The sequence below is a fragment of the Azospirillaceae bacterium genome, from assembly GCA_028283825.1.
Taxonomy (GTDB): domain Bacteria; phylum Pseudomonadota; class Alphaproteobacteria; order Azospirillales; family Azospirillaceae; genus Nitrospirillum.
In genome coordinates this window covers 693,582-706,137 of sequence record JAPWJW010000003.1, presented here as the reverse complement: position 1 = coordinate 706,137, position 12,556 = coordinate 693,582, and the positions used below count along the sequence as shown (strand labels likewise).

Annotated in this window: 12 protein-coding genes and 1 pseudogene; 10 read left to right on the top strand and 3 right to left on the bottom strand. The window is 65.2% G+C overall.

The features are described 5' to 3' along the window. Positions 1-307: 307 nt before the first annotated feature. Complete coding sequence (locus PW843_15225) at positions 308-2,278, bottom strand: lytic transglycosylase domain-containing protein (protein ID MDE1147951.1); 1,971 nt, start codon at positions 2,276-2,278, stop codon at positions 308-310. Positions 2,279-2,356: 78 nt separating this feature from the next. Here PW843_15225 and dapA point away from each other — a divergent pair, with 78 nt between their 5' ends. Next, entirely contained in the window at positions 2,357-3,244 is an 888-nt protein-coding gene (dapA, locus tag PW843_15220) for a 4-hydroxy-tetrahydrodipicolinate synthase (protein MDE1147950.1), read from the top strand. A 10-nt stretch (positions 3,245-3,254) separates the two neighbouring features. Then, positions 3,255-3,725, top strand: a complete 471-nt coding sequence (gene smpB / locus PW843_15215) for an SsrA-binding protein SmpB (GenBank protein ID MDE1147949.1) — start codon at positions 3,255-3,257, stop codon at positions 3,723-3,725. Positions 3,726-4,068: 343 nt separating this feature from the next. Here smpB and PW843_15210 read toward each other — a convergent pair whose 3' ends face one another. Then, positions 4,069-4,713 carry a uracil-DNA glycosylase gene (locus PW843_15210; protein ID MDE1147948.1) on the bottom strand — a complete coding sequence of 215 codons (645 nt, stop codon included), beginning with the start codon at positions 4,711-4,713 and terminating at the stop codon, positions 4,069-4,071. Between the two features lie 41 nt (positions 4,714-4,754). Beyond that, the gene (locus PW843_15205) at positions 4,755-5,339 is read right to left on the bottom strand and encodes an NYN domain-containing protein (protein ID MDE1147947.1); all 585 of its coding nucleotides are present in this window, start codon (positions 5,337-5,339) and stop codon (positions 4,755-4,757) included. Between the two features lie 287 nt (positions 5,340-5,626). On the opposite strand from PW843_15205, the gene folK reads away from it, so the two are divergent. The 8 genes and pseudogenes from folK (at position 5,627) to rnc (ending at position 12,434) form a co-directional block, all read left to right on the top strand. Continuing rightward, the gene (folK, locus tag PW843_15200; protein MDE1147946.1) at positions 5,627-6,112 is read left to right on the top strand and encodes a 2-amino-4-hydroxy-6-hydroxymethyldihydropteridine diphosphokinase; all 486 of its coding nucleotides are present in this window, start codon (positions 5,627-5,629) and stop codon (positions 6,110-6,112) included. 127 nt (positions 6,113-6,239) lie between these two features. After that, positions 6,240-6,635, top strand: coding sequence for a DNA-directed RNA polymerase subunit omega (rpoZ, locus tag PW843_15195; GenBank protein ID MDE1147945.1), 396 nt, complete (start codon positions 6,240-6,242; stop codon positions 6,633-6,635). A 102-nt stretch (positions 6,636-6,737) separates the two neighbouring features. Then, positions 6,738-8,912 carry a bifunctional (p)ppGpp synthetase/guanosine-3',5'-bis(diphosphate) 3'-pyrophosphohydrolase gene (locus PW843_15190; protein MDE1147944.1) on the top strand — a complete coding sequence of 725 codons (2,175 nt, stop codon included), beginning with the start codon at positions 6,738-6,740 and terminating at the stop codon, positions 8,910-8,912. 156 nt (positions 8,913-9,068) lie between these two features. Continuing rightward, positions 9,069-9,629, top strand: coding sequence for a DUF2062 domain-containing protein (locus PW843_15185; protein ID MDE1147943.1), 561 nt, complete (start codon positions 9,069-9,071; stop codon positions 9,627-9,629). A gap of 1 nt (position 9,630) precedes the next feature. Then, positions 9,631-10,389, top strand: a complete 759-nt coding sequence (locus PW843_15180; protein MDE1147942.1) for a pyridoxine 5'-phosphate synthase — start codon at positions 9,631-9,633, stop codon at positions 10,387-10,389. Then, entirely contained in the window at positions 10,389-10,853 is a 465-nt protein-coding gene (gene acpS, locus PW843_15175; protein ID MDE1147941.1) for a holo-ACP synthase, read from the top strand. The genes PW843_15180 and acpS overlap by 1 nt, the downstream gene beginning before the upstream one ends. Before the next feature lie 85 nt (positions 10,854-10,938). After that, a complete protein-coding gene (lepB, locus tag PW843_15170) occupies positions 10,939-11,712 on the top strand; it encodes a signal peptidase I (GenBank protein ID MDE1147940.1) in 774 nt (257 codons plus the stop codon). Positions 11,713-11,716: 4 nt separating this feature from the next. Continuing rightward, positions 11,717-12,434: pseudogene (rnc, locus tag PW843_15165) on the top strand (ribonuclease III). Positions 12,435-12,556 lie beyond the last annotated feature (122 nt).

Genomic DNA, 12,556 nt, shown 5'->3' with positions numbered 1-12,556 from the left:
TACAGGGGCAGGATATGTCTTCTGTCATTAATCTCAAGTTAACAGGCGCTACCCCGGTAGCTTACCTAACCTTTCGCGCAAATTGAGATCAATTTGCAACAATCGGCCCGACCAAGCCCTATCACCGCCGCACGCTTCCACGCGGCGGCTACACTTCATCTGTTTGTGCCAATTGAAACTTTCCCCGGCTGGACGACGGCCGGGTATTTAGAGCGGAACGCGATCAGGTGGAATCACCTGATCGCGTTCCGCTCTATCATGAACAGCTTATAGAGCAAGATGCGATCACGGATGATCGCATCTTGCTCTAACCGGCGGTGCCCCGCTTCAGGTCGGTGGTCATGGGCAGGGACTTGGCGCCTGTGCGGATGCGATAAACGTGCAGGTTTTCCAGCACCCGCTGCACATAGTTGCGCGTCTCGTAAATCGGGATGGTCTCCACCCAGTCCACCGGATCGACGGCGTCGATGCGGGGGTCGCCATAATCGCGCAGCCAGTTGGCCACCCGGCCGGGACCGGCGTTATAGGCGGCGATGGCCAGGATGTAGGATCCGCCGAACCGGTCCAGCAAGTCCTGCACATAGATGCTACCCAGGCGGATGTTGAAATCGGCGTCGTGGGTCAGCTTGGTGACGGCGTACTTCATGCCCTCACGCCGGGCCAGTTGCTGGGCGGTCGGCGGCATCAGCTGCATCAGGCCCAGGGCGCCGGCGCCACTGGCGGCATCGACCTTGAAGCTGCTTTCCTGGCGGATCAGGGCATGGATCAGCGCCGTCTCCGGCTGCGGCGGCATGCGGGTGGACAGGATGGGATAGCCCGCGTCGGCCAGCACGATGCCCTGGCTCAACGACTGGCGGCTGATGCCCACGCCCAGATCCCGGCGGTGCATTTCCAGCGCGGCCTTGGCCACCAGCACGAAGTCGTCCGGCGTCTTGGCGTCGGACGACAGCTTGCGCAGGAACAAATCTACGCGGTCGTCATCCTCGGTCAGCACCCGGTCCAGCAGGCGGGCGGCGCGCACCAATTCCTTTTTCTCGAACCGGCTGCGTTCCTCGGTCGAGGGCGTGGGGGCGATGGGGATGGCCTCCGCCTGGCCCAGCTTCTCCTGCGCCATCATGCCGTAGAAGGTGCTGCCATAGCGGGCGCCCAGCTCATACCATTGGCGCGCGCGTTCCGGATTGCCCAGCTTCTCGCAGGCGCGACCGGCCCAATAGGCGCCGCGCGACTGGCCCACCGGCGACGACACCCCCTCATACAGGCGGGTGAAATGGTCCAGCGCCTGGTCCGGCTTGTTCAGGAACTGCAGCGACAGCCAGCCGGCCATGAACTCCGCCTGGATGAAGCCCAGGCCGTCGGTCACGCCGTGGGCGGCCGCCAGGCGGTAGGCGCGCTGCATCTGGCCCTGATCCATCAGGCGCCGGGCCAGGATGTGACGCTCCGTCCACCACGCTTCCGGCCGACCCAGGTCCTTGGGCGGATTCTCCACGATCTCCAGGGCCGCGGCGTCCATGTTGTTGCGCCGGCGCCAGCGCAGCCGCTCATAGGTGATGCCGGGCTCGCTCATCAGGGGGGCGGGCACCTGTTGCAGCAGGCGCTCCACGCCCGGGTCCATGTCGGCCATGGCCAGGCGGGCCGCCGCCACGGCCTGGTGGCCGGGATCGACGATGGGCAGCATGCGCCGCGCCGCATCCTCGTCATTGTCCCACAGCAGGCGGTCCAGCCGGGCCCAATGGTCGGCCGGGCGCAGGAGGGCCACGTACTTGCTGCGGAAGTCCCGCTCATCCACCACGCCGAAGTTGCCCTTGATGTAGCGGTCGCGGATCAGGCCGATGGCCTTCTCGCTGTCGCCCAGGTTCAGCAACGAGTCGGCATAACGGTTGAAGCCGGCGGTGGTCAGCGGCGGATGCTTGTCGAACCAGTCGCGCGTCGGCGTGTCGCCGATGTTGGGCAGGCGGATTTCGGCGTTGCGGCGCAGGGCCGCCAGGCCGGGCCAATCCGGGTTCTGGTCGATGAAGGCGGCCAACTGGTCGAAGCTGGCGTCGGTGTCGCTGCGGCTGAGGTCCATCCAGGTCAGGACCTTGTCCGCCAGCGCATCGTGGCCGTGGTCGGCCAGGCGGTGGGCGTCGGCCCATTTGCCCTTGTCGGCGGCCTTGAAGGCGGCGCGGTACGTGGCGATGTCGCCGCTGGATTGGGCCAGCGCCACCGGGGCGGCGCACATCAGCGACAGCGGCAGCAGCAGGGTCGCGAGACCGTGTTTAAGTGATGCCCAGGGGGCCATTTCTCGTCGCTTGTCACCCTGGCGTCGTGCCGCTAAGGTTCGCGCCTTTCGGGTCGAATGCCCACGGAGATTGCAGCAATGACCACCCCCGTCCTCGCCGGTTCCCTCGTCGCCCTGATCACGCCGTTCACCGACGGCAAAGTGGACGAGCGCGCCTTTCAGGCCCTGGTGGACTGGCAGGTCAAAGAGGGCACGCACGGCCTGGTGCCCTGCGGCACCACCGGCGAGTCGCCCACCCTCAGCCATGAGGAGCACCGCCGCCTGGTCGAGCTGTGTGTCGAGGTGGCCGACAGCCGCGTCCCCGTGGTGGCCGGCACCGGCTCCAACTCCACGGCCGAGGCTATCAGCCTGACCAAGCATGCCAAGGCCGTCGGCGCCGACGCCGCCCTGGTGGTGACGCCCTACTACAACAAGCCGACGCAAGAAGGTCTCTACCAGCATTTCAAAGCCATCCATGATGCGGCCGACCTGCCCATCATCATCTATAACATTCCCGGCCGCAGCGTGATCGACATGTCGATCGCCACCATGGCCCGCCTTGCCGCGTTGCCTAACATCGTTGGGGTGAAGGACGCCACCGCCGATTTGGTGCGGCCGTTGCGCACACGGCTGGAGGTTGGGGCGGACTTCATCCAGTTGTCGGGTGAGGACGCCACCGCCACCGCCTTCCTGGCACAGGGTGGGGTGGGCTGCATCTCCGTCACCGCCAACGTGGCGCCCCGCCTGTGCGCGGAAATGCAGAACGCCTGGGTGCGCGGCGACATGGTGGAGATGGCCCGCATCCGCGACCTGCTGATGCCGCTGCACCATGCCATGTTCGTGGAGACCAGCCCGGCGCCGGTGAAGTACGCCGCCAGCCTGCTGGGCCTGTGCCGTCCGGAACTGCGCCTGCCCCTGGTGGAAACCACGCCGGCCACCCAGGTATTGGTCCGCGACGCCCTGGTCCATGCCGGACTGCTGGGCTAAAGGAACACTGATGGCACGCGCCGACGAACGTAAATACGCCGCCCAGAATCGGCGCGCCCGCTTCGACTTTTTCATCAACGAAACGATCGAGGCGGGCATCATGCTGACCGGCACGGAGGTGAAGGCCCTGCGCGCCGGTCGGGTCAGCATCGCCGAGTCCTATGCCGGTGAGCGGAATGGGGAGTTGTACCTGATCAACGCCCACTTCCCGGAATACCAGCAGGCCGGCCAGTTCTTCCAACATGAGCCCCGCCGCGCCCGCAAGCTGCTGGTCCGCCGGCGGGAGATGGACAAGCTGTTCGCCGCCATCCGCCGCGATGGCGTGACGCTGGTGCCGCTGTCGATCTATTTCAGCGACCGCGGCTACGCCAAGGTCGAGATCGGCGTCGCCAAGGGCAAGAAGAAGGGCGACAAGCGCGAGACGGAGAAGGAACGCGACTGGCAGCGCGACAAGGCGCGCCTGATGCGGGCGAAGGGGTAAGGCCGGGTATTGCCGGCAAGCGCGATATTGAAAAGGCCAAGGCCGGGGCAAGCGTCCCGGCCTTTCCTGTTCCTGACATCTTTCAGGCCCGGTCCGGCTACGGCTTGAGGATGGCCTTCATGAAATTACCGACCCCCATGAACACAAGTATGAGCGGGGGTACGAACACCAGGCAGGCGACGATATCCGACCTCGTATTCCCGAATAATAGAAAGCCTATTGTTTCAGCGACGAACGCCCCGCCCCAGCAGGCGAGCCCTTTGAGCACGAACCGCCATTTTATTCGGCTATCAAGGAACGGATAGGGATCCATATTTCCCGGATGACAGGTGTTTACGGGTGGTTACGCATCCACCGCCTCCCGCACCATGCGGAACACGTCCTCGAACATGGCGTCGGTCAGGCGGCCGGTGTTGGTGTTGTAACGGGAGCAGTGGTAGCTGTCGAACAAGGTCAGGCCGTCGTCCAGCGTGTGCCGGGCGGCGTGGCCGAAGGGGAAGGCCGCCTGGCGCAGGCCGAAGGTGCGGATGACGCTGGTGTGGGAGACGGAGCCCAGGGCGACGATGGCCTTCAGCTTGGGCATGGCCTCCAGCTCCGCCACCAGGAAGGGGCGGCAGGTGTGGGATTCCTCCGGCGTCGGCTTGTTTTCCGGCGGCACGCAGCGCACGGCGTTGGTGATGCGGGCGCCCACCAGGGTCAGGCCGTCGTCCGGCCGTTCCAGGTATTGGCCGGTGGCGAAGCCGAACTTCAGCAGGGTTGCGTATAAAAGGTCGCCGGCCCAATCGCCGGTGAAGGGCCGGCCGGTAAAGTTGGCGCCGCGCAGGCCGGGGGCCAAGCCCACCACCAGCAATTGCGCGTCCAGCCCACCAAAGGACGGCACCGGGCCGTTGAACTTGTCGGGAAAGGCCGCGCGATTGCGCAGGCGATAATCCACCAGCCGGGGACAAAGCGGACAATCATGCCCCGGCGGCGTCAGGGTCTGCATCATGGAAAGGGCGCCCGGTTACGTGTCGTGTGGGGCGCCGGATATCATTCCAGCGGCGTGGTGTCGAGATGCTGGGCGTGGTCCATCGCCGGGCGGGGCGCGTGGGCGCGGGCGATGTCGGGCGCCAGGTCCATCAGCTCAATGAAGTTGTCGGCCTGGCGGCGCAATTCATCAGCGATCATGGGCGGGGTGGAGCGCACGGTGCTGATCACCGAGACGCGCACGCCCTTGCGCTGTACCGCCTCGACCAGGCGGCGGAAGTCACCGTCGCCGGAGAACAGCATGATGTGGTCCAGGTGCTGCGCCATCTCCATGACATCGATGGCCAGTTCGATATCCATGTTGCCCTTGATCTTCCGGCGGCCGGACGCGTCGGTGTATTCCTTGGTCGGCTTGGTGACCATGGTATAGCCGTTATAGTCCAGCCAATCGACCAGTGGACGAATGGGGGAATACTCTTGATCCTCGACCAGCGCGGTGTAATAGAAAGCGCGGATGAGGCGGCCTTTCTTGCCGCAAAAACCAAGAAGCTTCTTGTAATCTATGTCGAAATTCAAGGCCCGAGCAGCGGCGAATAAATTTGCGCCATCAATGAAAAGGGCAAGTCTTTCCTCGGGATAATGCAGCATTTCTGTTTCCTTTAAAAAATATCTTAAACGCTACGCAGGGTAGCAAATTTCTTGACGCCATCGCCGTGATGGCATTGAGAGACACTTACATAGGGTGAATAGGTTAACGGGTTCAAGCAAGATATGGTCCGTATCACCGCCTTTAAAGTCAGTCCTGGCCTTTCGGGGGATGCGTTCTCATTTTCGGCAATTGTGTTTAGGCCGATCGGATGGATTTATCCTACCTCCTTGATGTCGCATGCCTGACTTCGAAGGGTGTGGAATAGCGACGTTGCACGGGTGTTGAGATGATTCTGGTCGGTGTCGGTTCAAATTTGTCGGTTCCCGGCATTGGCGGCCCGCGCGAGGTGGTGGAGGCGGCCGTGGCTGCGCTGGCCGGGGAGGGGGTGTCCGTGGCGGCGCTCTCCCCCTGGTATCGCAGCGCGCCGGTGCCCCTGTCGGACCAGCCCTGGTACGTGAACGGCGTGCTGAGCGTGGCGACGGACTTGGACCCGCCGGCCCTGCTGGCCCGCCTGCATGCCGTGGAGGAAGCGTTCGGGCGGGTGCGGCGGCAGGTGAACGAGGCCCGTGTCCTGGATCTGGATTTGGTGGCTTATGGCGGCTATGTGCGGGAAACCGCCCCGGTGCTGCCCCATCCGCGCATGCACCAGCGGGCTTTCGTCCTGTTGCCCCTTCGTGACCTGGTGCCGGGCTGGCGCCATCCCGTCTCGGGCCTGTCGGTGGATGCGCTTATCGCCGCCCTGCCGCCGGGCCAGATGACGGAAAGGATGTGAGGGGCGGGGCAATTATGCGGGCGTCGCGGCGTCGCCTTCCTTGCAACGGCGAAATCCGCCCCTTATAACTATGAGATGGTGTGCGACGCCTGCGCGGCGTTCGTTTCGTTTTTGGAGTGAGCAAGGTATGGCCCGCGTTACCGTTGAAGATTGCGTCCTGAAGGTTCCGAACCGCTTCGAGCTGGTCATGATGGCCGCCCAGCGCGCGCGGGACGTGGCGGCGGGTGCGCCGCTGTCGGTCGATCGCGACAACGACAAGAACCCGGTCGTTGCGTTGCGCGAGATCGCGGACGAGACGGTGGTGCTGGACAGCCTCAAGAACGCCCTGATCAAGGGCCACCAGCGCGTGCAGGAGCAGGACGAGCCCGAGGAAGAGATCATCGAGCTGATGGCCGGTGAGCAGGCCTGGGCCGTCCAGGGTGCGGCCGGTGGCGAGGATGACGATTTGGGCGCCGATGCCGAAGGCGATGCCGCCGAGGACGCGGTCGCGGGTGACGACCTCGGCGACGACGAGGGTCTCTGAGCCGGTGATGGGGCTGGACGTGTCTGAGCGCCAGGTCCCCATTGTTCTTTCCCAAGGCATGATGCTCTGTCGCGGCCGCATGGCCCGCGAGGCAGGTTCCCTATGATCCGCCAGTATGAGCTGGTTGAGCGGGTCCGGTCCTACGATCCCAACGCGGACGAGGACAAGCTCAACCGTGCCTACGTCTTCTCCATGAAGGCGCATGGGTCGCAGAAGCGCGCTTCCGGCGACCCCTACTTTTCCCACCCGCTGGAAGTGGCGGGGCTGCTAACCCAGCTGAAGCTGGACAGCGCCTCCATCGTCACCGCCCTGCTGCACGACACGGTCGAGGACACGCTGACCACCTTGGAAGAGGTGCAGCGCCTGTTCGGGCCGGAGATCGCGCGCCTGGTGGACGGCGTGACCAAGCTGTCGCGCATCGAACTGCAAAACCTGGAAAGCGACCAGTCCAAGCAGGCGGAGAATTTCCGCAAGCTGGTGCTGGCGATGTCGGAAGACATCCGCGTCCTGCTGGTGAAGCTGGCCGACCGCCTGCACAACATGCAGACGCTGCACTACCTGTCCAAGCCGGAGAAGCGCCGGCGCATCGCCCGCGAGACGCTGGAAATCTACGCGCCGCTGGCCGAGCGCATCGGCATCCAGCGCTGGAAGGACCAGCTTGAGGAACTGTCGTTCAAGGAACTGAACCCGGACGCCTACGACAGCATCACCAAGCGGTTGACGGACCTGGAGGAGCAGGGGGCCGGCCGCGTGGATCGCATCATCCACGAACTGGTGGATACCTTGCACGAGAACGGCCTGCCCAATGCCGCCGTGTCGGGCCGGCGCAAGGCGCCCTATTCCATCTGGCGCAAGATGCAGCGCAAGAACGTGACGTTCGAGCAGTTGTCCGACGTTATGGCCTTCCGCATCACGGTCGAGTCCATTGAGCAGTGCTACCAGGCGCTGGGCGTGATCCATGCGCGGTATCCGGTGGTGCCGGGCCGCTTCAAGGACTACGTCTCCACGCCCAAGCCCAACGGCTACCGCTCGCTGCACACCACGGTGATCGGGCCGGAGCGTCAGCGCATTGAGGTGCAGATCCGCACCGCCGAGATGCATGAGGTCTCCGAACTGGGCGTGGCCGCCCACTGGGCCTACAAGTCCGATGGCAGCCAGCCCAAGACCGAAGGCCGCCAATACCGCTGGCTGCGCGAACTGCTGGACATCCTGGAGCACGCGGTCCGGCCGGAAGAGTTCCTGGAGCACACCAAGCTGGAGCTGTTCCAGGACCAGGTGTTCTGCTTCACGCCCAAGGGCGACCTGATCGCCTTGCCGCGCGGCGCCACCCCCGTGGACTTTGCCTACGCCGTGCATAGCCAGATCGGCGACACCTGCGTCGGCGCCAAGATCAACGGCCGCATCCAGCCGCTGCGCAGCCAGTTGCAGAACGGCGACCAGGTGGAGGTCGTCACCAGCAAGGCGCAGACGCCATCGCCGGACTGGGAAAACTTCGTCGTCACCGGCAAGGCGCGGGCGCGCATCCGTCGCTATATCCGCACCCAGCAGCGTGCCCAGCATATCGAGCTGGGCCGGGCGATGATCCAGAAGATCTTCCGCCAGGAAGGGTACGACTATTCCGACAAGGCGCTGGACGGCGTCCTCAAGATCTTCCAGTTCCCGTCGGCCGATGACCTGATCGCCGCCATCGGCGCCGGCTTGGCCGGTGCCCGCGACGTGTTCAACGCCGTCTTCCCCGGCCACAAGGCGCAGCAGCAGATCACCCCCGACGAGAAGGTGGTGCAGCTGACGCGCGGCAAGGCGCGGCCGAAGGGCAAGGACAGCCCGCTGCCCATCAAGGGCCTGATCCCGGGCATGGCCGTGCACTACGCCCGCTGCTGTCACCCGCTGCCGGGCGACCGCATCGTCGGCATTGTCACCACCGGCAAGGGTGTGACCATCCACACCATCGACTGCGAGACGCTGGAAAGCTTCCACGACAGTCCGGAACGGTGGATCGACGTTTCCTGGGATAATGAGGCGGATGGCCAGGACGAGAAGGTGGGGCGCATCACCGTGGTGGTGGCGAACGAGCCGGGCAGCCTGGGCACCGTGTCCACGGTGATCGGCAAGAACGGCGGCAACATCACCAACCTGAAGATCACCCACCGCACCACCGACTTCTTCGAGATGCTGATCGATATCGACGTGCACGACGTGAAGCATCTGACCAATATTATCGCGGCCTTGCGGGCCACACCGGTGATTAATTCCGTCGATCGCGCCCGGGGGCGCTGAGACCATGACCGCGGGTTCTCATCGGGGGCCCGTCCGGGCTGACCATTTCGGTGAACCTGCCCAAAGGCGATACAGCGCTGGCGCGCCGCCGTGCCTAAGTCTAAAACAGTGCAAGATTGTTGGGGCGCTGACACCCAAGCCGGGGGCTGCTGGTTTATGTTTCGCCGTCGCGTAAAGAAGCCGTTCGCCCAGGTGGTCAAGGAACTGGTGCTGCCCAGGATGGGGTGGCGCCGTGTCGGCCGCTATTGGATGCACCGGGTCGGCCGGGTGCCCGGCACGCCCTACGGTATCTCCGCCGGGTTCGCCAGCGGCGTGTCCATGGCGATGACGCCCTTCATGGGCGTGCACTTCCCCCTGTCCATCGCCCTGGCCTGGATGCTGCGCGGATCCATTGCCGCGTCGCTGCTGGGTACGCTGTTCGGCAATCCGGTGACGTGGCCCTTCATCTGGCTGGCGACATACCGCCTGGGCTGTTTCGTGCTGCACATGCAGCCGGCGGGCCATGGGCCCATGGAGTTGTCCTGGCACATGCTGCGCCACAGCGCCTGGCAGGTGGTGGCGCCCATGACGGTGGGCGGTTTCCTCTCCGCCGGCTTGACCTGGCCGCTGGTTTTTCTGGTGCTGCGGCCGCTGATCGCGCGTTACAAGCATCACCGTATCGCCGTCAGTCACCAACATCCGATGCTGGGGCATGAGCCCAAGCCGGCTGGAGAATAAGATGACCGTCAGTCCGGTCCCGTTCGATGCCCGGTTGCGCCTGGGCGTCAACATTGATCACGTCGCCACCATCCGTAACGCCCGCGGCGGCGCCCACCCCGACGTGCTGCGCGCAGCCCACGTGGCCGCCGACGCCGGTGCCGACGGCATCACCGCCCACTTGCGTGAAGACCGCCGCCACATTCGCGACAGCGATATCGACCGCCTGATGTCGGAAATCTCCTTGCCGCTGAACCTGGAGATGGCGGCGACGGAAGAGATGCTGGCCATCGCCCTGCGCCATCGGCCGCACGCCGCCTGCCTGGTGCCGGAACGCCGCCAGGAACGCACGACCGAGGGCGGGTTGGACGTGGTCGGCGGTTATGATCATCTGGCGCCCATCGTTGGCCGGCTGAACGACGCCGGCATCCGCGTCTCCCTGTTCATCGCGCCGGACCTGGCGCAGTTGGACGCCGCCCGGCGCATCGGCGCGCCGGTGGTGGAACTGCACACCGGCCGCTACGCCGATGCCGAGAATGCGGTGGAGCTTGAGGTTGAACTGGGCCGTCTGGCCGATGCCGCCCGGCACGCCGGCGAGATCGGGCTGGAATGCCATGCCGGCCACGGCCTGCGTTTCGACAACGTGATCCCGGTTGCCGCTTTGCCCCAGGTGCGCGAACTGAACATCGGTCACTTCCTGGTGGGGGAGGCGGTGTTCGTGGGGCTGGAGGCCGCCATCCGCCAAATGCGGACGCTGATGGACCAGGCGCGCGCGGGATGATGACGCCCGGCGCCTTTCAACCCGGCAACGTCATCCTGGGCATCGGCAACGACCTGATCGACATCACCCGTATCGAAAAGACGCTGGCCCGTTTCGGCCAGCGCTTCATCGACCGGGTGTTCACCGACGTGGAACAGGCGAAGTCGGAGCGCCGCGCCAAGTCCAACGGCCGCGCCGCCAGCTATGCCAAGCGTTACGCCGCCAAGGAGGCCTGCTCCAAGGCCCTGGGCACCGGTTTTCGCGACGGCGTCTTCTGGCGCGACATGGGCGTGGTCAACTTGCCCAGCGGCCAACCGACATTATGTCTCACCGGTGGGGCGGCGGAGAGGTTGAAGGCCATGACGCCGCCGGGCATGGTGGCCCGTATCCATCTGACCTTGACGGATGAACCCCCCTTGGCGGAAGCCTTCGTCATCATCACGGCGGTGCCGGCCGATACGGTTCCACAGGACGGTATCGCTTGAAAATTCCGGTGGGGCCGCTAGATCGGTGCCACTTCCCTTTATGCGGCCCCACATACGGGCCGGTTTCACGAGGTTGTTTCGTCCCATGAGCCAGAATGATCGCGTCGGCCGCGCGGCCACCCAACCGCAGGCGGAAAGCTGGGCCGACGTGGTGCGGACGGTCATCTACGCCCTGATCATCGCGCTGGGTGTGCGCACGGTGGCGTTCGAGCCGTTCAACATCCCCTCGGGCTCCATGATCCCGACCCTGCTCATCGGCGACTATGTCTTCGTGTCGAAGTTCAGCTACGGCTACAGCCGTTTCTCGCTGCCGCTGAGCCTGCCGCTGTTCCATGGCCGTGTCTTTGGCAGCGTGCCGGAGCGGGGCGACGTGGTGGTCTTCCGCCTGCCGACCGACACCAGCCAGGATTACATCAAGCGCGTCATCGGCCTGCCCGGCGACCGCGTCCAGATGATCGACGGCATCCTGCACATCAATGGTGAGGCGGTGAAGCGCGAGCGCATCGAGGACTACAACATGGAGACGCCGTTCGGCCATCCCACCTCCGTGCCGCGCTACATCGAGACCCTGCCCAACGGCGTGCAGCACACCATCATCGAGATCATGGGCGACGACGGCGGGTTGGACAACACGCCGGTCTACACCGTGCCCGAGGGCCACATCTTCTGCATGGGCGACAACCGCGACAACAGCCAGGACAGCCGGGTGCTGAACGTCGTCGGCTATGTCCCGCTGGAGAACCTGGTGGGCAAGGCCCAGTTCAAGTTCTTCTCGCTGGAGGAGGGGGTGCACTTCTGGGAAATCTGGAAGTGGCCGACCGCCATCCGCTTCGGCGAGATCTTCAACAAGGCGCATTAAGGCCATGGGCACCTCCGCCCAACTGGATACCGGCGGTGAGGACATCGCCGTCCTGGCCCTGGCGCTGGGCCATACCTTCGCTGATGCCCGCTATCTGCTGGAGGCGGTGACCCATCCCAGCGTGGCCGGCATCGGCCGGGGCCCGCGCCCCGCCGGCGGCCATTATGAGCGGCTGGAGTTCCTGGGCGATCGGGTGCTGGGCCTGGTGATCGCCCAATGGCTGCTGGAGCGTTTCCCGGAGGAGAACGAAGGGGGCTTGGCCAAGCGCCACACGGCGCTGGTGCGCGCCGAGGCCCTGGCCGGTGTGGCAGAGACTTTGGAGTTGGGCCGCTATCTGCGCCTGGCGCCGGGTGAGGCGGATGCCGGCGGCCGTACCAAGCCCGCCCATCCTGGCGGATGCCTGCGAGGCGGTGATCGGCGCCCTGTACCTGGATGGCGGCCTGGACGTGGCCGCCGCCTTCATCCGCAGCCACTGGGCGGGGCGCATCGACGCCGCCGAACTGCCGCCGATCGAGCCCAAGACCGCCCTGCAGGAATGGGCGTTGGGCCGCGGCCTGCCGCTGCCGGTGTATGAGCAGGTGTCGCGCACCGGCTTGGACCATGAGCCGGTGTTCACCGTGCGCGTGGCGGTGCAGGGCAAGGGCAGCGAGATGGCCACCGGCGCCTCCAAGCGCGCGGCGGAAAAGGCCGCGGCAGCGCAACTGCTGCAGCGCCTGGATTAAAGCCACCGGTTGGCTGATTTTCGAAATTGTTTGGCATAGTTGGCCAATGACGCCAAGCCGTCCCATGCTTACCTAAGTCGGATGCCGGGGCCTATCCATTACCTGCCCGGCGTGGAACATCC

Bases quoted from the DNA above. Each gene is read 5' to 3' on its own strand.
- PW843_15225 (MDE1147951.1), bottom strand. From the start codon at position 2,278: ATGGCCCCCTGGGCATCACTTAAACACGGTCTCGCGACCCTGCTGCTG.
- dapA (MDE1147950.1), top strand. From the start codon at position 2,357: ATGACCACCCCCGTCCTCGCCGGTTCCCTCGTCGCCCTGATCACGCCG.
- smpB (MDE1147949.1), top strand. From the start codon at position 3,255: ATGGCACGCGCCGACGAACGTAAATACGCCGCCCAGAATCGGCGCGCC.
- PW843_15210 (MDE1147948.1), bottom strand. From the start codon at position 4,713: ATGATGCAGACCCTGACGCCGCCGGGGCATGATTGTCCGCTTTGTCCC.
- PW843_15205 (MDE1147947.1), bottom strand. From the start codon at position 5,339: ATGCTGCATTATCCCGAGGAAAGACTTGCCCTTTTCATTGATGGCGCA.
- folK (MDE1147946.1), top strand. From the start codon at position 5,627: ATGATTCTGGTCGGTGTCGGTTCAAATTTGTCGGTTCCCGGCATTGGC.
- rpoZ (MDE1147945.1), top strand. From the start codon at position 6,240: ATGGCCCGCGTTACCGTTGAAGATTGCGTCCTGAAGGTTCCGAACCGC.
- PW843_15190 (MDE1147944.1), top strand. From the start codon at position 6,738: ATGATCCGCCAGTATGAGCTGGTTGAGCGGGTCCGGTCCTACGATCCC.
- PW843_15185 (MDE1147943.1), top strand. From the start codon at position 9,069: ATGTTTCGCCGTCGCGTAAAGAAGCCGTTCGCCCAGGTGGTCAAGGAA.
- PW843_15180 (MDE1147942.1), top strand. From the start codon at position 9,631: ATGACCGTCAGTCCGGTCCCGTTCGATGCCCGGTTGCGCCTGGGCGTC.
- acpS (MDE1147941.1), top strand. From the start codon at position 10,389: ATGACGCCCGGCGCCTTTCAACCCGGCAACGTCATCCTGGGCATCGGC.
- lepB (MDE1147940.1), top strand. From the start codon at position 10,939: ATGAGCCAGAATGATCGCGTCGGCCGCGCGGCCACCCAACCGCAGGCG.